Raw genomic sequence first — 19,317 nt, 5'->3', positions numbered from 1 at the left:
ACGCCGCCCCCGGCTCATCTCTGCGGCCCGGAAGGCACGGATACGCAGGTGAAACGCACTGCGAATCCTTGGTATCGTTATCCCTGTCGCCGCGGGCAACCGCGGAGCACACCTGGTCCGGGTGGCGGAATGGCAGACGCGCTAGCTTGAGGTGCTAGTGCCCTTTATCGGGCGTGGGGGTTCAAGTCCCCCCTCGGACACCAGCTCAGACCCCTGTTGACCAGGGGTTTTCTGCTTTTCTGGGCCTCACGTGACCCGCAGCGTGACCAGTGGAGTTTTCCGCCGCTTCGGACGGGGCGGTTCGCGACTCGTGACCAGCAGGGCCCAGACCCATGGTTGACAGGCCGATCCGGGATGCGCTGGAGGCTGCGAGCTTCTTAGCTCCCTCGGCGCGACGCCTGCCGTACCGGGTCATGGTGTAGCCCGGCGAGTGGTGCCGGGCTTTGGCGGAGACCTCTACCGGGTTCTCGTGGTTGTCGAGATCGTTCGTGATCTTCGATGCCCGCCAGTCGTGCAGCCGGAAGTTGTCCGGCAGGTGCAGACGGTTGCGTGCCGTCCGCCAGCGGCGGGTGCCATCGTGTTCGCCGTGCTGGCCGTGGCCGCCGAGGTGCAGCGGGAGGCATCCGGGAGAAGACGGTGGAAGGGCTGGACACTGCGGCCCGTAAGGGCAACCACGGTGGACGCCCGACCGTGATGGACGACGACAAGCTAGCCGTAACCCGCGCCCGCCATGCCAAGGGAGAGAGCGTCGCGGCCATTGCCAAGGCGCCGGGAATCTCCTGTGCGACACCTTTGTACCGGCACATTGGAGAGCGCCTGAGACAGGCGCACGGAGACGCAGAGGCCCCGGCGCGAGTGGAGAGCACCGGGGCCTGGGGAAAGTCAGTTCATCGAGTCGGCGGAGGCGGTGACTTCCTCGGCAAGCGCGTCCATCAGGAGTTCGTCGCAGGGGCGGCCGAGCCAGTAACCGGACTGTCGCAGGCGGCCAGCGGGTTCGAACCCGGCCTTCTCGTATGCGGTGATCCCTGCCGCGTTCGGCTCCAGCACCTTCAGCCAGACCATCCGCAGCGCGGCGTACTCGAACGCCCACCGAAGCGTGAGAGCTGTTGCCTCCGTGGCCAGCCCCTTGCCCCGCGCTTCGGGCGCCAGAAGGATGACGTACTCGGCGGTCCGGACGGCTTGGTCGATTTGAAGAGTCGTGATGCCGACTGGTGTGAGGTCCTCGGTGGTGATCACCTCGAACTGGGGGAAGTCCCGGTTTCGGCCTGTGGCTTCCCAACCGCCGGCACGGACCTCCCACGACTGAGGGACCTGTGTTCCGAACCCGAGGATCGTGCTGGGGTCATTCTCCCAGCGGTGGTATTCGGGTAGGTGCTCGCGGTTCGGCATCGCCAGGCTGACGCGCTTGCCCGGAAGCAGGATGTGCGGGTCGGTCATCGGTACCTCTTCGACGTTGGCTCTGATCCATTGATGGGCGTGTAGTCACCAGTCTGAACCGGTTCTTCGACAGGCTGACCGTGAACGTCACAGATCCAGGCGTGCATGCGGATTGGGTCGGTGGCCACGCCGTGTCTCCAGGCGCCCCCACGTCCGCCCGCCGCCAGCAGGAGCGCGGCTGTCGTGGACTCCTCCAGGCATGCGACACGAGCGGGGAAGGCACGCGCGACCCAGCGGACCGAACGGACCGCCAGGCTGGCGTGCGTCCGGTTTGGGTACGGGAGGTTGCGGCCCGCCTCGGCCAGACGTACCAAGCGGCCGAATCGTGTGCGTCTCCGTCCCAAGTGGCGCGCGGCAAGAGTGCCCGCGAGAAGCACGGTCGCCGCGATGCGCCACGACCATGGCGGGGGTGTCAGCGTGTCGAGCCGTGCGGACGACTCCCTGGTTCCCCAGGAGACTTGGGAGGCACGGACAGTGATGGGGGCCGGTGCCTCGCTGTGCTCTAGGGAGGCGAGCCAGCGCGTCAGGGAATCGCCGGTAAGGACCACGGTCGTTCCGAACCGATAGTTGACGACCACGCCCACCGCAGCGGCCAGCGCCGTACGGGTGTGACGACTCGGAACGGGGACGTTCATTGCCTGCCCTCCCAACGAACGCTCTCGGTCGCGGTGTCGCTGGCACGTAGCCATAGCTCGGTGCCAAGGAGCGGTTCGAGCAACCCCCAGGGAACGTCAACCCCGAGCACGGCACGTCGGAGAATCGAGCGGAGAACCGCTGGACACACCAAGCCGAGATCTGCCAGGCGCCCGTCAGCCAGTTCCAGCACGCTCGCCTGGTTGGCCCGTAGCCCGTGGTGGTGCTCCACTGCGAACAGCCCCTTGGAGCCTCGCCGCAGGACCTCGCTGGGCAGGAGGCCCGCAACCGCGTCGGTGAGCAGCGGCTTGTACCGGCGGGCTGACCACCGCGCCGCAGCGGAGACCGACAACACGGCTTCCAGGACCCGCGCATCCGTGAACGGGTTGTGCATCTCGATGCCGTACGTGGCGGCAAGCTGGTCCTCCGTCGCGGCGGTACGGCCGACGTACCGCGCCTCGCTGAGAAGGTGGCGGTCGGCGTAGCCCAAGCCATCAGGGGCCGTGTCCGTCGAGATGACCGACTCGGCCAGCGTGGTGGCCTGGCGGTTGAGCCAGGGCTTCGGGATCGACGCGCCACCTAGTCGATCGGGTGCGTTCCACGCTGCGGCCATAGCGGGCCAGGGGCTCGAACGGTAGAGGCGGCCCCACGCCTGAGCATCGTGGGCCAGACGGACAAAGCGGCCCGAGCGGGCGAGGTCGGCAAGGTGGACAGGGGGAGGCATGAACAGGGAATCTCCGCCGTCCCCAGTCAGGTGCACGGAGGCACCTTCCTCGGTCAGCAGGGCGAACTGATGAAAGAGCTGGGCGATGGTCACGGAGGACGGGGCCGGTTCGTCAGTCAAGACCAGAGGGTCCAGGTCGGTGAACGGGAGATGCTCGCGCCCCAATGCCATGAAACGGTGCCGGATGGAAGGGAACGCACGAGCCACCGCGCGCGCGTGGTCTACGTCTCCACCCGACTCCCGCCCCTTGGGGTGGAAGGTGACCCCTACGACCGGTCCGCACTGTGCGGCGTAGGCCGCGAGGGTGCTGGAATCCAGACCGCCGGACAGGTCAGACGAGGCTTCCCGCCCGCTCACCCGGATCAGCACACTGTTCGACAGGTCGAGCCGAAGCCTGTCCACCGCTTCCGGCCAGACGGAGGAACTCGGCCGCCAGTAGGGAACAGAGAACGGCGCCCCGTCTCGCGGAGCCGTCCACCGATGCCCTGGCGGCACCTGTTCAACGCCAGTCCACGCCGACCGCCCCGGCGTCCAAGCGGTCGGGTGTACAAGGTGAGCGGCCAGCCAAGCCGTGTCCGGCCGACTTCCCAGCAGGGAGGCAAGCGCCAGTGAGCTGGACGCCCACACGGATACGCCGTCGATCTCGGCCACGTACAGAGGACACGAACCTGCCGGGTCGGGCCACAGGAAGAACGATCCCGTGCCGTCGTCCAGGGCCAGGGCGTAGGAGCCAGCCCAAGCCGTAGCCGCCGCGTCGAATTCCCGCAAGTCCGTGCGTCGGGCCAACCGTTCCAGCTCACTGTCCGTCGCGCCGCATGGACCGAACACCGCCAACCGCCGCCCGCCTTCGCTCTCCGCCTGGCGCACCGTGGTGCCCACGACCCAAGCGTCGGGCTTCTGCCACAGGGCATGAGCACCCTCGGGTCTGGGGGCCGTGCCGTAAGGGGCGAGAGCCCCGCCGAACCAACGCATTCCGGCACCTCCTCTGACGAGCGGGAAAGGGCGCGGCGGCACCTCCGCGAAGATGCCGCCGCCGGTCGCTAGGCCCCGTAGGGCGAGCGCTTGTTCTCGACGCTGGAGCTGGTGTTGCCCTTCGTCAGAAGCGCCGCGTCCTCCAGAGGCACGACCTCTTCCGTTGGCTCGGTGTCGAGCTGGGAACGGTCCTCCATGGTTCTCTCATCTCCGTTCGGAATCTGTTGGGCGCGGAGGGGGCTTCCCCGCCACGGTGGTGCGACCTCCCGGAGCGAGTTACGCGGTCCGGGAGGGGCTTGAGACCGGATCGCTAGATGATCCGCGCTCGGTTCCTCAGCCGGTCGCTTCCTGGCCCGGCGCCGACAGGTCAGCCAAGGGCGCAACGCGAGGTCACCCAGTCCGACATGCTGAGTTGCGGTGGCACAGAGGAGGAACAGGGCAAGGATGTTGCCCAACACCCAAGTGCCGGTCAGTACCGATCCCATGGGGTCGTGCCCCTTCCCGCGGTGCCGACCGGCGGTACTACCTGCGTCGTGACGAGCGCTCTCCATGCGGCTTCGCTGCCACCTCTGCGGCCTCTCTCCGTCCACTCCCGTGCCGTTCTGCGACAACTCCAAGAAAAGCGCCGGAAGGCCGTTCATCCCACAGCATTTATGCGGCAGTCTTGATGCACTTCCGTGCACGGGGCAGGGCGGCGCGGGTCACGAAGAGGGGCACCCATGAGCATGGCCGAACGGCGCAAAGCTCTGGGCTACAGTCAGGAGCAACTGGCCGAGTTACTCGGAGTGGACCGCACGACCATCGGGCGTTGGGAGAGCGGCAGAAGCACTCCTCAACCGCCTCAGCGACCGAGCTTGGCCGATGCTCTCGAAGCCAGCCTCACCGAGCTTGACGCCCTCCTGGCGCAGCCACGAGGAGTCAGCCATGAGATTTCAGGGCAGCAATCCGATGACCATCCTGGCGCGGGAGACCCTGACGAAATGATCCGCCGCGAATTCCTCCGCATCCTCACCGTCAGTGGAGCGCTCACCGCCTTACCTCTCGACGAGGCGGAAGCCCTTACGGACGGGGTACGCAGAGGTGCTCCCGCTGACTTCACACAGATGAACAGCCACCTTTGGCAGGTCTACCAACTGGCCCGCTCCAAGGGGACTGTCTACCTCATCGTTCGCGATCAGCTAGCGACACTCAATGAAGCCCTGGCAGCGGACACCCGAGGTAACTCGCGCCCGCTCTTGAACGCAGCAGCCGACCTCTACCAACTGGCCGGAGAAGTCGCCTTCGATGCCAACCGGTACACCGACGCGGCAGCGTCGTACTCCCTGGCAGCGTCCGTCAGCAAGGACGCCGGAGCTTACGACCTGTGGGCGTGTGCCCTCGTGCGCCACGCGTACGTGGCCATGTCGGAGCGGCGCTACCGCCAGGCGGCGCAGATCCTTGTAGCTGCGAAGAGACTGGCCAAGCGGGGAGACAGCATCCTCGCTACCCGGCATTGGGTCGCCTCAGTCCAGGCCGAGGCGTACGCCGGCATTGGGGACCTGACCGCGTGCGAGCGTGCACTCGACAACGCCGAGCAGGTGAGGGAGCTGACCACGGACAGCACCAACGGTGGCTGGCTGCGCTTCGACGGCACGCGGTTGGCCGAGGAGCGCGGAGCACGATACGTGCAGCTTGGCCGACTCGACTTGGCGGAAGAGACCTTGAAGAAAGCGCTAGCGCAGACCGCCCTGGCCTCTGGGCAGTCGTACCGGCGCAGAGGCGCTGTGCTGACCGACCTTGCCGCCGTGGGGGCGAAGCGGCGTGACCCTGAACAGGTCGTCGCGTATGGGCGGGAAGCCTTCCAGTTGGCCCAAGCCTCAGCGTCCGGATACATCGCCCGTAGACTCCAAGCCCTGTGCGAAGAGTTCGGCTCCCTGAGTAAGGACCGCCGCGTAGCGGAGCTGGGGGCGAAGATCGCCACGTTCAGCACGCCGTGACGAGAGGGGTTGGCATGTCGCAGGTCGAAGGTGCACGAGTGTTCCGGGAAGCCTGGATCAAAGGAGTGCACCGCCACTTCCCGGGGGAGCCCAAGCCCGGGTATGTCACCCCCTGGGAGGACACGCCGCAGTGGGAGCGTGACGCCGCAGGTGCCGTCTATGACCAGGTCCGCCAGTTCATCGAGCTCAGTGACGGCCACACGGCCAAACTGTCTCGGGAACAGAAGGGCCGGTTCGTAGCGGTGTGCTGGACGGCGCAGATGTTCAAGCACTTCGAGGACCCCAAGCCGGGGTACGTCGCCGACTGGCCCGACCTTCCGGTATGGCAGCAGGAGACCGACGCCGATATCTTCGAGGTCATCGAAAAGTCCTGATCAGGGCCGGGGCCAAAGGATTGGTCACGTGACCAACGTATGGCCAACCGGGGCCGGAAAGGCCCTGAAACAGCACGTGGTGAGCGGCGCTGGAGCACGGACCTGCGGGCGGTAGCACGCGGCGGCATCGTCTGTGGCTGACGGCATCGGCGAGGGAAGTGACCAAGCCGTAGTGCTACAGCATTCCTGGCGCACGTCCCTCGCCGTAAATCGCGCCTATCGTTCGCTGTCACCACACCCTTCTGCGGGTTTGGTCGGCCGGGAGTTGCCGTCCCATATGGCATTGGTGTGTTTGAGGTTCTTGTATTTGTCCTCTGGATCTACACCGTAATCGGTTCTGCTCAAAGTGCCAATTCTGTCACGCACCCACCTGTTGTTTGCCGAGTCGGTGAACTCGACATCCAGCACCACGAACCGAGGCTTCAAGGGTGGGTTTATGCGCATGGCGGTGCAGGGCGCAAGATTGTATATGTGCAGTCTCGTTGAGTAGTCCAAGTTTGTAGTGGATTCACCTCTCTCTCCATTGTGGGCGATAGACACGTCCATGTCCATGATGGGATCGTGTGATCTGTTTACCACCCAAATTGCCCGCCGTCCTCCCTTGCCGCCATTGAATTCATGCCACCAGGTGACGCGTTCCGCCTGCTCGTGCACCTTTTTCCTCGCATCCTCCTGCGACTGCTCAAGCTGGTCCCGGGAAACCATGGCGCTGTAATATGTCGCCACACCAGTGAAGGCAACACTCCCGATAGCTGCTGCGGCTCCAATTACCGTCGCAGCTTTCATCCAGTCCATCCGACGCCACCACTTGGCCGGAGGCTGTGGATTGGGCTGAGGTGTCTCCTCGCGTGTCCTGGGCCTAACGCGGCCCGGAGCTGGCCGCTGTCGCGCCAAGCGCAGTCGTACGTGTCGTTGTGGCTCGTTGCCCACTACCCCTCCCCAGGTGCCATCAGTGCAGACGCTCACCGCGCTCAACTGCCTGACTCGAAGACCCACTTGAGGACCGACGCTACCGCGCGGCCGGCCTCTCCGGCACGCGGTAGACGAGACGCGTTCGCGCGGCGGGGCAGAGCTTAAGGGAGTAAGCCGCGGCCACGGCCTGGAGCCAAGAGCCGAATTCTTCCGCCAAAGGCTCGGGAAGCGCATCCCGTGAGCGCAAAAACAACTCATCGCTTGAGCGATTGCGAATTAACCAAACTCGCACGCAAGCGAAGAGGAAAGGGGGCCCGCGGTTCTCTTGAGTATGAGAGGTAATGATTACCCCCGGGTGTGTCAAGGGGGTTGTATGTGATGTTTAGTCTCGCGCATATGACACCTCGTCTACTCGACACAAGAGTATGGGTAGTTTTCGGGCGAGTGAGAGGCGCGACCCCTAGTGAGTAGGACCGGAAGTGCCTCGCTAGCTGTGCCTGAATCGTGCCTTACACGTCCGCCACGCCCCGAACCCCGGCCCGCCGATGCCGTACTGACAAAAGAGGGGGAGTCCGAACACGTTCCCCGTGGATCGGACGTGGTCTGGGTGGAGCTCCATCTCCGTGAGAGGCACCCGCTTCACGAACACCGGCGTACCGGACACCTCCAGCAGCGCTGACCTCCCACCGACACCGACACCGACACCGGAGCCGGGCGGGGCAGCGGTGTTCAGCACGTCGCTCAGCCCTCGATCACTGTGCAGGGGCAGGGACGTGGATACGGTGCTGTGCGCCGCCAGCCGTGCGTTGGGCTACGCTCTCGGGCCCTCGACTATGGACTGCATTCGTGTGCCTGCCTCATTCACCGATCCCCGCCTCGGGTGTCCACCCGCGCCCACAGTCCCCGCGGGAGGGTTGGGCTGCACAGTACGCGAGGGCCAATGAGCAGATCGTCGAAGGCTAGGGGCGGTGGGCGGGTGGCACGTTCGCCACCGTGGGAGAGCTTGGGTGAGCCACTTTTCAGACAGCCGAACCGTCGCGGCTGGGTCATCTTCAGCAGGCATCTCAGTGGGCGGGTCTATCGAGACACCGCGCTCTCAGCTCGTATGCCGGCACCGTTGAACTTCCCCGCTGGCAACGCGTGGCGCAGCGGGTCGTGATCCGCCAACTCGCTGTGAGGCGAACGCTTCGGCCGCGGGCCGCATGCTTCGGGGCCGCGCCAAGCGCCGCCGGTTCGCGCCGAGTGCCACGTGCCCGCGCCAAGTGCCGCGAGATGACCGGGGCGCGACCCGTCAACGACGCAGGCGGGCGTTGAGCCGGGCGGCCTGGCGCGTCAGGTGGTCGCGCTCGGCGAGGTTGGGTGCCTTCTGGGCCGCCTCGGCGTATAGCCGTGCCGCCTTCGTCAGATCGCCGTCGCGCTCGTGGAGGTACGCCGCTACCGCGGTGTAGCGGGGCACGGGATGTCCCCTGCTCACAGAGCTTGCGGAAGAGGCGTCCAGCGTTGCGAGTGCCGCCAGGCCAGCGCGCGGCCCATCGGCTTCACCAACGGCCACCGCGCGGTTGAGCCGGACGACCGGGCTGTCGGTGAGGCGCGCGAGCTCGTCGTACCACTCGACGATCTGCACCCAGTCAGTCTCCTCGGTGGTGGGCGCGTCAGCGTGGAGTGCGGCAATGGCGGCCTGGGCCTGGTACTCGCCCAACCGATCGCGGGCAAGGGCCGCCTGTAGGATCTCGACGCCCTCGGCGATCGCCTCCGTGTCCCACCGGCCGCGATCTTGCTCGGCCAGCGGCACCAGGGAGCCATCGGGCGCGATCCGGGCGGCGCGACGGGCGTGGTGGAGCAGCATGAGGGCGAGCAGCCCCGCCACCTCGGGGTGGTCGATCGCAGACGCGAGCTGCCGGGTGAGTCGGATGGCCTCGGCGGCGAGATCTACCTCGCCGGAGTAGCCCTCGTTGAAGACCAAGTACAGGACGCGTAGCACGGTGGCGACGTCACCGGGCTGGTTGAACGTTCCCCGAGCTCTCGGGCCCGCTTGAGCAGGGGAGACCCCAACCCCGGAGATGGTGCGCTTGGCCCGGCTGATGCGCTGCGCCATGGTCGCCTCGGGCACCAGATAGGCCTCGGCGATCTGGCGGGTGGTCAGCCCGCCCACGGCGCGCAGCGTGAGCGCAACCGCGGACGACGGCGTCAGTGAGGGGTGGGCGCACAGGAAGTAGAGCTGGAGCGTGTCGTCCACCCCGGGAGCTGGCCCGGGCGCAGGCTCCTCTTCGACGAGCTCCTCACGCCGACGGCGGGCGGCGTCCGCCCGGGTCGCGTCGATGAACCGGCGCCAGGCCACGGTGACCAGCCAGCCCTTCGGGTCCCGTACGGGGGGTTCCTGGCTCGAAGAACTCGGGGAAGAGTCTGCCGGCCAGACGCGGATCGCCTCGATGAGCGCCTCCTGCACGGCGTCCTCGGCCGCCGCGAAGTCGGCTCCGCGGCGGACGAGGATACCGAGCACGCTCGGTGTGAGGCTCCGGAGCAGGACCTCGTTCATCCGAGAGGTCACTCAGTGATGGTGGGCGGCGCGGTCAGGAACGGGCGCAGCTCAAGCCACTCGTGGATCGGCTTCCCGCCCGCCCCAGGGGCGGCCGACAACTCCCCGGCCAGCTCGACGGCGCGCTCGTAGCTGTGGACGTCGATCACCATCCAGCCGGCGATGAGGTCCTTGGTCTCGGCGAATGGACCGTCGGTGACCGGCGGACGACCCTCGCCGTCGTACCGGACGAACGTCCCCTCGGGGGCAAGCGCCTGACCGTCTACGAACTCGCCGGTCCCCTCAAGCCGGTCCGCGAAGTCCTGCATGTACTGCATGTGAGCCGAGATCTCTTCCGGCGTCCACTGGGCCATGGGTACGTCGTTGACCGCTGCCGGGGCGCCGCGGTAGTGCTTGAGCAGCAAGTATTTGGCCATCGTGGTTCTCCTCGGTGCTGGTACGACCCATTGTGGTCGCGTTCACTGCGAGGACGGAGCCGGTCGCGGGTTCTCGACAGGTTCTCGACACTGCCGTCCAACTTTTTTATTTCGTATCTGAGCCTGGTGGAGCCGTCTTGCGGCCGGAGTAGACCAGCGGTCGCGGCGAGCCCCACCTCCTGAACGGCCGCGCCGCCCTCGACCCCGGGCCGGCCACCGAGCCCCCGCCCTGACACCCCTTCCGCCTCGCCCTCCCAAACCTCGTGTCACCGGCTGCCCCTGTGCGCGGCTGCGGCGCACAGGAGCCCGCCGAAATCCTCACAGTGGGAGGGCCTGCGGGCGACCACGGGAGCAGGGAACGGCCACTATCGGGCCTATCCGATAAGAGTCTGATGTGTGAGCGGCGTGTCTCTTCGAGGAGTCCGCCCGATGAGTTTCATAGTGGTTTCTGCGGAGGGGCACATAACAGCTCCTGTCGCAGATCCGCTAATTGCTGGCTCGTGGGGCTGGACGTCTCCAAGTGCCGGCCATGGTCGAGAGAGGCTACGTACATGAAGAGGACGCGCTTTGCCACCTTGCTGCTGGCGGTCATCGCCGTACTGGTCTCCGCAGCAGCCGTGCAGGCTGACGACCGGGAAGAGAAACCGCAGTATGTTATCGATGCTGCGAAGGGTGGCGGGGGAATCGCACACAACAACGTCAACATTCTGACGTGCTTCCAACTCCCCATTCTCCCGATCCCGCTATTGAGCAACTACCAACACAGCGTGGACTGCTCGAAAAGCAGCAAGGTAGCCCGCTGAGCATTGCAGAGGGCGGTTCTCGCCTCGATGGGGCGCTGCCGCGCACTGTGTTTCAGGGTTTACGCCGTTTGTTGTGAGTCAACAACGGGGCATTGCAGGACCTGTTGCTCAGCAGACGTAACCCAGTGCGTCCCGACAATTACCGGGACTCTCGCTCGTACCTCCCGACCCTCACTTCCTATGGAGGAAAGATGAAGAAGACTCTCGCTGTTTCGTTCGCCGCTATGGCCTTGGTCGCCGGGTTGGCGTCCAGTGCCTACGCCGGTGAGGAGAGCCCCAGGTACGGCAACGGTGGCGACATCCTCAACTGCAACGAAATCCCGATCCTCCCCATTCCGATCCTCAGCAACTACCAGCACAACGCGGACTGTTCGGACAACGTCAAGCTCGTGCAGGACAACAACAACAAGCATGTCCACGACAACAACAACAACAAGTACGTGCGCGGCAGCCACAACAAGTAAGCAAGCGACCACCGGTGAGCTAAGCCGACCTGCGACAAACGCCGCGGTCGCTGATGAGCGAGAACGATCGCAGGCACAACCCCAGGCTGTGCCGGCCCCTGCCGCTCACCAGTGATACCCACGCCCCCACGGGGAGAGTGCGACCATCTCCCGGGCCAGGGGAGGCATGGCCGGTGGTGGAGGCGACGAGGCAGTACGGCAGCGCGTCGTTCCCGCCCTCTGGGGCGACGCGCTGGAGTCACGAAGGCCACTTGGTCACGTATCGACGGCGCCGGCCGCGGACCCGTGTGAGCCTAGGGGCGGCGGTGACCGTGGGCGCGTGGAGAGTCTGCGGCGCCGCCACCCTGCGTCGGCTACCGCGGTCGATGGGATGGTGCCCGCCTCGCTCACGCCTCAGTACGGTTCACTGGCGAGGGCGCGAGGAGAGGGCAGCCCTCGGCTTGCGGGCAGGCCCGGGGACTAGAGGCCGGCGCGTTGTACGAAGAGGGTCCGCAGGTGGGCCAGGCTCTGCTCGGCCAGGGGGCGTAGGGCTGGGGCGGCGGCGCGGGCATCGGCTCGCAGCCGGGTCGTGGCGTCGGGACCCAGGGCGTCCCTGGCCTCGGTGGCGAAGGGCGCTTCGGTGAGCCAGTCGTCCAAGAGGCCGGGAGTGACCTCCAGGTGGAACTGGAGGCCCCAGGCGGCCGGGCCGGCGCGGAACGCCTGGCACTCGGTGGTGTGGGTGCGGGCCAGGACACGGGTGGCGGGGGCGGGCACGATGCGGTCACCGTGCCAGTGGAGTACGGCGGGTGCGTCGGCCAGCGGGCCGACAACCGGGTCGTTGCGGTCCACGTCGTGCAGCGGGGACCAGCCGATCTCACTGTCGTGGCCGAGTTCGGCGCCTGTCCGTACAGCCAGGCCGTGGGCGCGGGCGAGAAGCTGGGCGCCCAGGCAGATGCCCAGCGACGGAGTCCGCGACCGCAGCGCGTCGGCCAGCAGATGCCGCTCCAGCTTCAGTGCCGGGTGCCCTTCCAGGTCGTCAGCGTTCATGGGGCCGCCCATGACGACGAGACCCGCCAGGTCGGATGCCGGCGGCAGGTCGCTCGCTGAGGCACCCGGCGTATCGACCAGGTTCCGGATGACGACGTTGAGGCCGCTGCCGTCCAGTGCGTCCAGGATGAGGCCGGGTTTTTCTACCTCGACGTGCTGGAGTATCAGGACGGTGCGCGCGGGCATGGGGCGATCTCCTTGTGGAAACAGAGGGGGGCGTTAGGGGGAGATTCACCCTAACGTGGCAGGTCATCCCCGGTCTGGGTGGGTACGGTTCGCCCCGTCGCCCCGTCGCCCCGTCGCCCCGTCGCCCCGTCGCCCCGTCGCCCCGTCGCCCCGTCGCCCCGTCGCCCCGTCGCCCCGTCGCCCGGGGCCACTGGTCTTTACCTGGGCCACTGGTCTTTGCCTTTTGGTCCTTACCTTCTCGCGGCGCTGTCGGCCGCACTCCCCGCCTCCTGGCGCCTGCCGGCACGGCCCAACGGCCGTGGCGGACTGCTGGGTAACGTGGACGGCGTAGGTGTCGCTGTCGCCCGTCGTGCTGTTGGCGTCCGGGCTGTCGCCGGTCACGCTGGCACTGTGCGATAGGTGCTAGGTGCTCAGATGGGAGAGGCAGCAGGCATCCGTCATGCGATGTGGTGGCATGTGATCGGACGCGGAATAGCGCGCTGCTGCTGAGCGAGGTGCACGTGTAATGGATGAGGAGAACTGGTTTGTCAACCCTTGTTCTGTTTGACCTTGAGTTCACGTCGTGGCAAGGAGCGCTTGAGCGGGATTGGTCGGCGCCTGGGCAGCTTCGTGAAATCGTTCAGATCGGCGCCTTACGGGTACGTGAGGACCTCAGCGTGGTGGAAGAGTACGAGGTGCTGGTGAAGCCGTTAGTTAACCCGCGATTGTCCACGTACTTCACTGGCCTCACTGGAATCCAGCAGGAATCGGTGGACCGACAGGGGCTTCCTCCGGCTCAAGCGTTGGGCGAGTTCTTGGCCTTTTGTCGGGGGCAGTCAGTGCTCTCGTACGGGAACGACATGGTCGTTCTCGGGGAAAACGTGGGTTGGGCGCGTTCTCGTGGCGAAGAGGTAAAGAACGGCTTCCTTGGCGCCAATTTCTTGAACATTCGACCCTGGCTGAACGCCATTGCGCCGGCCACCGCTTCGTCTCATGTGGGACGTCTTTGGCGCGTTCTTGGTCTTCCCAAACCTGTTGCTGGGGAGGAGCACTCGGCGCTGTTCGACTGCTATTCCTTCGCTGCCGCCATCAAGCATTTATGCGCCGCTGGCGCCACCTTGCCGCAGGGATGCCTCCTGCCTCCCGAGGCGTGAGGCCGGCTGTTCACCGAAAGGCCGTGGACCGGTGGCGTCGGCTAGGAACCCGGGTGGGAGGCCGCCACCCACGGCCCGGGAACGACCGGCTGGACGCCCGCCACATCGGTCAGCCGTTATGGCGGCCGACGACGGCAGGCTTGGGCAGCGAGAAGCCCCGACCGGTGGGGGGACCGGCCGGGGCGGAATCAGAGGGCACGAAGGGCGGTCGCCTCTCGGCGAAAGGCGCCATGGGGCTTCAGCCGAACGATCTTCCCCATGGGCATGAGATGAGGCCCGGGGACACTGTTCCCCTCGTACCCACACCTGGTTCAACTCTCTGCGGTGCCCTCCTGTTCCACCCAGGGCATACAAAAGACGCGAAACAGGACACACTCGGGCGCCCGTCGATGATCGGCTCTTGCCTGGTACCGCCCGGCTGCGCCCACCGCGCCCACTGCCCCCACTGCGCCCCCGACCGACCGAGTCGTCAAGACCAACGTCTACGCGCACTGCCGGCTGACCATGGCGTCGCTGCCGCATCTCAAGGCAGGCGATGCGATCATCGCCATGGCCTCCGCGGAGGCACTCAAGGGGAGCGAGATCATGATGGGCCAATCATGATGGACCACGAAGCGTCGGAGGCGGGCGGGCTGGCTGATGCGTCGGTGCGCGGCTGCCGCGACGGTCACCGGCTGACCCCTCACTCGCGCTGCCACCTGACCCCTCACTCGCGCTGCCACCGGACCGCGATCTCGCTGGTTGACGTGACCGTGATGGGCTCGCGCTGCGGGGCGGACCATACCCGGATCATGTACTTCTCCACCGGGTCACCGTCCTCGCGGGGGTCACCGTCGTCGCGGTTGCGCCCGTGTCCGCGCAGCCGGTAGTCGCCGGGGCCGGGCAGTTCCCGTTGCTTCGCTGCCGGCCATCGGCCGGGGGTGGCGGGCGCTCGTGCTGGGCCGGTGGCCTGCGCCCCATGCGGGCAGCATGTTCATCCCGTGGCCGCCAGCAGGGTGATGCGGCCACCGAGTGCGGCGGAGAACTGGTCAACGACCCGCTCCACGGCCCGGGCCGGCCCTGGGGCGATGGTCAGCGCGCCGTCGCCGCCAACTAGGAGGTCCGTGTCGAGCGTGAACCAGCCCTGCACGATGTGCGCGGCGCCCATGGAGCTGAGCACGGGGCGTAGCGCGTAATCGATGGCCAGAACGTGGGCGGTGGTGCCGCCGGTGGCCAGTGGCAGAACGGTTTTTCCGGTGAGGGCGTACTGCGGGAGCAGATCGAGCAGGGACTTCAACAGCCCGGAGTAGGCCGCCTTATAGACGGGAGTGGCGATCACCACGCCGTCCGCCCGGGCGAACAGGTCCGTGGCCTCGACGATCGCCGGATGCCCGAAGTCGGCGCCCAGCAGGGCATCGGCGGGCAGAGTTCGGGCATCCAGGGGGATCACCTCGTGCCCCTGTGCGGCGAGCCGGGCGTCCAGGTGGCGTAGCAATCGGGCGGTGCGAGAGGAGGCGGAGGGGCTTCCGGAGACGGAAAGAACGGTGGCCATGAGGGTGACCTTTCAGGAGTACCGGCTGGGCTCAGACCCTGCGCGGGCGAGAATGCGGCGGCCGAATCGGTCGGATGGTGCGGGCGGGGGCTTCGGGGTCATCGAGCCAGCGGGTTGCGGGTTGCGGGTTGCGGGTTGCGGGATACGGGCATGGGGCGAGCCTTAGCCCGGTTCGGCAACCCGCTCCTTGTCCGCCGCGCGCTGCCACAGGCGAGTGGGCGCCGCGTGTCGTACCACGGGTGCGATCTCCTCGGCGAAGCGGCGCAGTTGGTCGATCTGCTCGGGCAGCGGCAGCCCGGAACTGTCCACGGTGATGGACTGGAGGTCATGGCCGTACGCCTGGTGGTAGCCGAGGATCTTGTCGATGATCTGCTGTGGGCTGCCGATCAGATGGGGGCCATCCGCGATGGCGTCCTCGATGGTGGTGAAGGGCGTGTTGTAGCCGGGCTTTCCCGCCAGATGGGGCTTGTACGTCTGCTGGACGCGGGCCTCGTAGAAGTCCTTGAAGCGAGCCACCGCCTGTTGCGTGGTGTCCGCGATGAACAGCCCTCCCGAACCCGCACCGACATAGGCCCCGGCCGGGTCATGGCCGTAGGCCGCGAAGCGCTCGCGGTAGTGGTCGATGAGTCGGATGTACGCCGCCTGCGGCTGGATGGCGTTGGCGCTGAACAGCGGGTCGCCGTGCTTGGCCGCGAGCTCCGGGGAGTTGAGGCTGGTTGCCGAGCCGTGCCAGATGCGCGGCGGTCGGTCCCCGTACGGGCGCGGGAGGGTGGTGGCGTCCGTGAGCGGCGGGCGGAACCGGCCCTCCCACGTCACCTTCTGTTCGTGCCACAGCCTGCGGAGCAGTTCGTACTTCTCGGCCTGGTACTCCCACTGAAGGCTCTCGTCCAGGCCAAAGAGGTCGAAGTGGCCCATTTCCGCGCCCTTGCCGACGACCAGTTCGACGCGCCCCCGGGAGAGCTGGTCCACGGTCGCGTAGTCCTCCGCGACGCGCACCGGGTCCAAGATGGCCGCCACCGTGACTCCGGTGAGCAGCCTGATCCGGGTGGTCCTGGCGGCCAGCGCGCCGAGCAGCACGGTGGGGCTTGAGGAGAGGAACGGCCCGGCGTGCCGCTCACCCACGGCGTACGCGTCAAACCCCAGCTCCTCGGCCACGACCCCCGTCTCCACCATCTCGGCGAGCCGGTCGGCGGCGCTGTCGAGCTGACCGGTCAGCGGGTGCGGGGCGTGGCCGCCGATGGTCAGAACTTGGAATCGCACGGGGAACCTCCAAGGCACGTCTTCAGCAAGGAACGTTTCAGCACAGTGCGCGGCTCCGGCCTCGGCACCCGATACGGGGGTGGGGAGCCGAGGCCGTACGGTCTCGTGCCGTGGGGCGGCTACTTATTGGTCGTGGGCAGGCCAGGCGGGTTGATCTCCGACTTCGTCAGGGCCTCGCCGGACAGGCCCCAGCGTCCCAGGACCTTTGCGTAACTGCCGTTGTCGATCACCACGTTCAGGGCGTCGGCCAGCGGTTCGACCAGCCCGTTGTCCTTCTTGGTGGTGGCCGCGATGAGGCCCTGGAGGCTGGCACCGGCGCCGGAGTGGGTGCCGACGATCTCGGTCTTCCCGGCCACGGCCACGTGGTACGCGGTGGTGGGGCTGGGGCCGAGATAGAGCTCGATTCGGCGTGAGGCGAGCGCGAGGTAGGTGTCGCTGGGAGTCTCGTAATACTTGATGTTCACCGGTTTGAGGCCGGCGCGCTCATTGGTCTTACTCCACTCCACCAGCAGTTTTTCCTGGTTGGTGCCGCTGCTCACGGCGACCGTCTTGCCTGCGACGTCCCTGGGCCCGGTCACCTTCAGGCCACTGCCCTTTCGGGCCTCAAAGGCCAGGTCGTCCTTGCGATAGGTGGCGAAGTCGTACTTCTTCTTGCGCTCCTCGGTGTCGGTGATGTTGCTGAAGCCGACGTCGTACTTGCCGCTGTCCAGGCCGACGAAGATGTTCTCCCAGGAGGCCGTGTTGAACTGGGGCCGCAGGCCCAGGACGTTGGCGACCAGGTGGGCGAGGTCGGATTCGACGCCGATGGTGGTCTTGTTGTCGTTGGCGTAGAACACCAGCGGAGCTGACGAGCCAGATGAGTTGACGATCTTCAAGGCGCCTCGCTCGCGGATCGACTCGGGGACCTTGGCCGCTATGGACTCGACCCTGGGCGTACTGATGCGTCTTTGATCTGGACTGAGGTTGATCTTTGTACGGGCGCCAGAGGTGGCCGCGACCTCCGTCGTGCCGCCGTCCGACGGGTTGCTGCACGCGGCCAAGGCGAGGGACGTGGCGAGTGCGAAGACGGCTGCTGCGGTACGTGGGGTCGAGGGGGCGTGCATGGTGGTTCTCCTTGCTCGCGAGCGCGGTGACAGTGGCCCGAATTTCTGCGGTTCAGAGCACTTTGGACAGGAAGGCGCGGGTGCGTTCGTGTTGCGGGGCGTCCAGTACGGATGCGGGCGGCCCTTGTTCCACGACGACGCCGCCATCCAAAAACACCACGGTGTCGGCGACCTCACGGGCGAAGCTGACCTCATGGGTCACGATGATCATGGTGGTGCCGGTACGGGTCAGGTCCTTGATCACATCGAGGACCTCGCCGACGAGTTCGGGGTCGAGCGCGGAGGTGGGCTCATCGAAGAGCAGCACCTTGGGTTCGAGGGCGAGCGCGCGGGCGATGGCCACTCGTTGCTGCTGCCCACCGGACAACTGACGCGGGTAAGCGCCGGCCTTGTCGGCGAGGCCGACCCGCTCCAACAGCCGCTCGGCGGCCACCACGGCGGCCTTGCGCGGCCGGCGCAGCGCCGAGATGGGGGCCTCGACGATGTTCTCCAGGGCGGTCAGGTGAGGGAAGAGGTTGAAGTTTTGGAAGACGAACCCGATGTGGGTGCGCTGCCGCAAAATGTCCTTTTCACGCAACTCGTACAGCTTGTCGCCGGATCGTCGGTAGCCGATCAGTTCGCCGTCGATGCTGATCCAACCCCGGTTCACCTTCTCCAGGTGGTTGATGGCGCGTAGCAGGGTGGACTTCCCGGAGCCGGAAGGGCCGAGGATGACGGTCACCTCGCCGGTGCGAACCTGGAGGTCCACACCGCGCAGCACCTTCAGCGGTCCAAAGCCCTTGTGGACGCCGCGAACGTCCACCATGACGCCGCTCATCGGCCGCCTCCCACGGGTGTGACCGGCGCGTCGTGCCGCGCCGCGGATCGGAGGTTGGCCGCGAAGCGCCGGGCGCGTTGGAGCGGGGTGGGTGGCGGGTTGCGGTTGGCCCCGCGGGCGAAGCGACGCTCGACGTAATACTGCGCGACCGACAGGACGGAGGTCAGGAACACGTACCAGGCGGTGGCGACCATCAGCAGCGGGATCACCTGCCCGTTGCGGCCGTAGATGACCTGTACCTGGTAGAAGAGTTCACCGATCGCCATGACGTAGACCACGGATGTGCCCTTGAGTAGGCCGATGATCTCGTTGCCGGCCGTAGGCAGGATCGCGCGCATCGCCTGGGGGAGCACGATCCGCCGAATCTGCCGCAGCTTGGGGATGCCCAGCGCGGCGGCGGCCTCCAACTGCCCGTGATCGACGGAGATGACGCCGCCGCGCACGATCTCGGCGGCGTACGCGGCCTGGTGCAGCGAAAGACCGATGAGGGCTGCGCCCATCGTGCCGATCAGGCTGTTGCTGTCGATGGACCAAAAGACCGGGCCGAAGGGGATGCCGAGGCCAAGCCGCTCGTACAGGGCGCTGAGATTGAACCAGAACACCAACTGGACGATCATCGGGATGGATCGGAAGATCCAGATGTAGGCCCAGGCCACGGTCTGAAGCACCGGGTTGCGCGAGAGCCGCATGAAGGCCAGCACGGTACCGAGGGTGAAGCCCAAAGCGGTGGCGTAAGCGGTGAGTTGCAGGGTCAAGCCGACCGCTTGGACGATCGTCTCGGAGAGTACGTACGAACGGAAGACACCCCACTCCCATACGGGGTTGGTGATCAAACCGTGCGTTAACTGGGCTGTCAGCACGAGCACGGCCACAGCCGCCGCCCACCGGCCGTAGTGGCGGGTGGGAACGACCTTGAGTGCGGCGAGGTCGCCGTGGTCGGGTCTGTGCGGGCCGGCGTCGATGGGGGCCGCGCCGGGCGGTGCAGTTTTGGTGGTATTTCCCATCGTGGTGTGC

The 19,317-nt window shown here is 66.8% G+C and carries 18 protein-coding genes and 1 tRNA gene; 6 read left to right on the top strand and 13 right to left on the bottom strand.

Annotated features, from left to right (window positions below; translation table 11 throughout):
• Positions 1-115: 115 nt before the first annotated feature.
• A tRNA-Leu gene (locus tag FHS42_RS21065) sits at positions 116-203 on the top strand.
• A 679-nt stretch (positions 204-882) separates the two neighbouring features.
• On the opposite strand, the gene FHS42_RS21060 is transcribed toward FHS42_RS21065, so the two are convergent.
• The 4 genes from FHS42_RS21060 to FHS42_RS21045 all read right to left on the bottom strand — a co-directional run bounded on the left by FHS42_RS21060 (position 883) and on the right by FHS42_RS21045 (position 3,963).
• On the bottom strand, positions 883-1,437 hold the full coding sequence (locus FHS42_RS21060) for a GNAT family N-acetyltransferase (RefSeq protein ID WP_184574213.1): 555 nt from the start codon (positions 1,435-1,437) through the stop codon (positions 883-885).
• Positions 1,434-2,072, bottom strand: a complete 639-nt coding sequence (locus tag FHS42_RS21055; protein ID WP_184574211.1) for a lasso peptide biosynthesis B2 protein — start codon at positions 2,070-2,072, stop codon at positions 1,434-1,436. Before FHS42_RS21055 ends, FHS42_RS21060 begins: the two co-directional genes overlap by 4 nt.
• Entirely contained in the window at positions 2,069-3,766 is a 1,698-nt protein-coding gene (locus tag FHS42_RS21050; RefSeq protein WP_184574209.1) for an albusnodin/ikarugamycin family macrolactam cyclase, read from the bottom strand. Before FHS42_RS21050 ends, FHS42_RS21055 begins: the two co-directional genes overlap by 4 nt.
• Before the next feature lie 68 nt (positions 3,767-3,834).
• Positions 3,835-3,963 carry an albusnodin family lasso peptide gene (locus FHS42_RS21045; RefSeq protein WP_184574207.1) on the bottom strand — a complete coding sequence of 43 codons (129 nt, stop codon included), beginning with the start codon at positions 3,961-3,963 and terminating at the stop codon, positions 3,835-3,837.
• Between the two features lie 522 nt (positions 3,964-4,485).
• On the opposite strand from FHS42_RS21045, the gene FHS42_RS21040 reads away from it, so the two are divergent.
• Positions 4,486-5,742, top strand: coding sequence for a helix-turn-helix transcriptional regulator (locus FHS42_RS21040; RefSeq protein ID WP_184574205.1), 1,257 nt, complete (start codon positions 4,486-4,488; stop codon positions 5,740-5,742).
• A 14-nt stretch (positions 5,743-5,756) separates the two neighbouring features.
• Positions 5,757-6,116, top strand: coding sequence for a hypothetical protein (locus FHS42_RS21035; RefSeq protein WP_184574203.1), 360 nt, complete (start codon positions 5,757-5,759; stop codon positions 6,114-6,116).
• Positions 6,117-6,332: 216 nt separating this feature from the next.
• On the opposite strand, the gene FHS42_RS21030 is transcribed toward FHS42_RS21035, so the two are convergent.
• The 3 genes from FHS42_RS21030 to FHS42_RS21020 all read right to left on the bottom strand — a co-directional run bounded on the left by FHS42_RS21030 (position 6,333) and on the right by FHS42_RS21020 (position 9,980).
• Positions 6,333-6,911, bottom strand: a complete 579-nt coding sequence (locus FHS42_RS21030; RefSeq protein WP_184574201.1) for a hypothetical protein — start codon at positions 6,909-6,911, stop codon at positions 6,333-6,335.
• Positions 6,912-8,319: 1,408 nt separating this feature from the next.
• A complete protein-coding gene (locus FHS42_RS21025) occupies positions 8,320-9,564 on the bottom strand; it encodes an RNA polymerase sigma factor (protein ID WP_184574459.1) in 1,245 nt (414 codons plus the stop codon).
• 8 nt (positions 9,565-9,572) lie between these two features.
• A complete protein-coding gene (locus tag FHS42_RS21020) occupies positions 9,573-9,980 on the bottom strand; it encodes a YciI family protein (RefSeq protein WP_184574199.1) in 408 nt (135 codons plus the stop codon).
• A 551-nt stretch (positions 9,981-10,531) separates the two neighbouring features.
• On the opposite strand from FHS42_RS21020, the gene FHS42_RS21015 reads away from it, so the two are divergent.
• Entirely contained in the window at positions 10,532-10,783 is a 252-nt protein-coding gene (locus FHS42_RS21015; RefSeq protein ID WP_184574197.1) for a hypothetical protein, read from the top strand.
• Positions 10,784-10,974: 191 nt separating this feature from the next.
• Positions 10,975-11,247, top strand: coding sequence for a hypothetical protein (locus tag FHS42_RS21010; protein WP_184574195.1), 273 nt, complete (start codon positions 10,975-10,977; stop codon positions 11,245-11,247).
• A gap of 459 nt (positions 11,248-11,706) precedes the next feature.
• Here FHS42_RS21010 and FHS42_RS21005 read toward each other — a convergent pair whose 3' ends face one another.
• A complete protein-coding gene (locus FHS42_RS21005) occupies positions 11,707-12,459 on the bottom strand; it encodes a type 1 glutamine amidotransferase (RefSeq protein ID WP_184574193.1) in 753 nt (250 codons plus the stop codon).
• A gap of 524 nt (positions 12,460-12,983) precedes the next feature.
• Here FHS42_RS21005 and FHS42_RS21000 point away from each other — a divergent pair.
• Positions 12,984-13,592 carry an exonuclease domain-containing protein gene (locus FHS42_RS21000; protein WP_184574191.1) on the top strand — a complete coding sequence of 203 codons (609 nt, stop codon included), beginning with the start codon at positions 12,984-12,986 and terminating at the stop codon, positions 13,590-13,592.
• Positions 13,593-14,565: 973 nt separating this feature from the next.
• Here the strand turns inward: FHS42_RS21000 and ssuE are convergent.
• The 5 genes from ssuE to FHS42_RS20975 form a co-directional block, all read right to left on the bottom strand.
• A complete protein-coding gene (gene ssuE, locus FHS42_RS20995) occupies positions 14,566-15,123 on the bottom strand; it encodes an NADPH-dependent FMN reductase (RefSeq protein ID WP_184574189.1) in 558 nt (185 codons plus the stop codon).
• A gap of 162 nt (positions 15,124-15,285) precedes the next feature.
• Positions 15,286-16,383, bottom strand: a complete 1,098-nt coding sequence (locus FHS42_RS20990) for an LLM class flavin-dependent oxidoreductase (protein WP_184574187.1) — start codon at positions 16,381-16,383, stop codon at positions 15,286-15,288.
• Between the two features lie 119 nt (positions 16,384-16,502).
• Complete coding sequence (locus tag FHS42_RS20985; RefSeq protein ID WP_184574185.1) at positions 16,503-17,486, bottom strand: ABC transporter substrate-binding protein; 984 nt, start codon at positions 17,484-17,486, stop codon at positions 16,503-16,505.
• 52 nt (positions 17,487-17,538) lie between these two features.
• Positions 17,539-18,291, bottom strand: a complete 753-nt coding sequence (locus tag FHS42_RS20980) for an amino acid ABC transporter ATP-binding protein (RefSeq protein WP_184574457.1) — start codon at positions 18,289-18,291, stop codon at positions 17,539-17,541.
• Positions 18,292-18,299: 8 nt separating this feature from the next.
• On the bottom strand, positions 18,300-19,307 hold the full coding sequence (locus FHS42_RS20975) for an amino acid ABC transporter permease (RefSeq protein ID WP_184574183.1): 1,008 nt from the start codon (positions 19,305-19,307) through the stop codon (positions 18,300-18,302).
• Positions 19,308-19,317 lie beyond the last annotated feature (10 nt).

It is taken from the genome of Streptomyces zagrosensis, assembly GCF_014203645.1.
GTDB lineage: Bacteria > Actinomycetota > Actinomycetes > Streptomycetales > Streptomycetaceae > Streptomyces > Streptomyces zagrosensis.
This window is presented reverse-complemented; position numbering and strand designations above follow the sequence as displayed.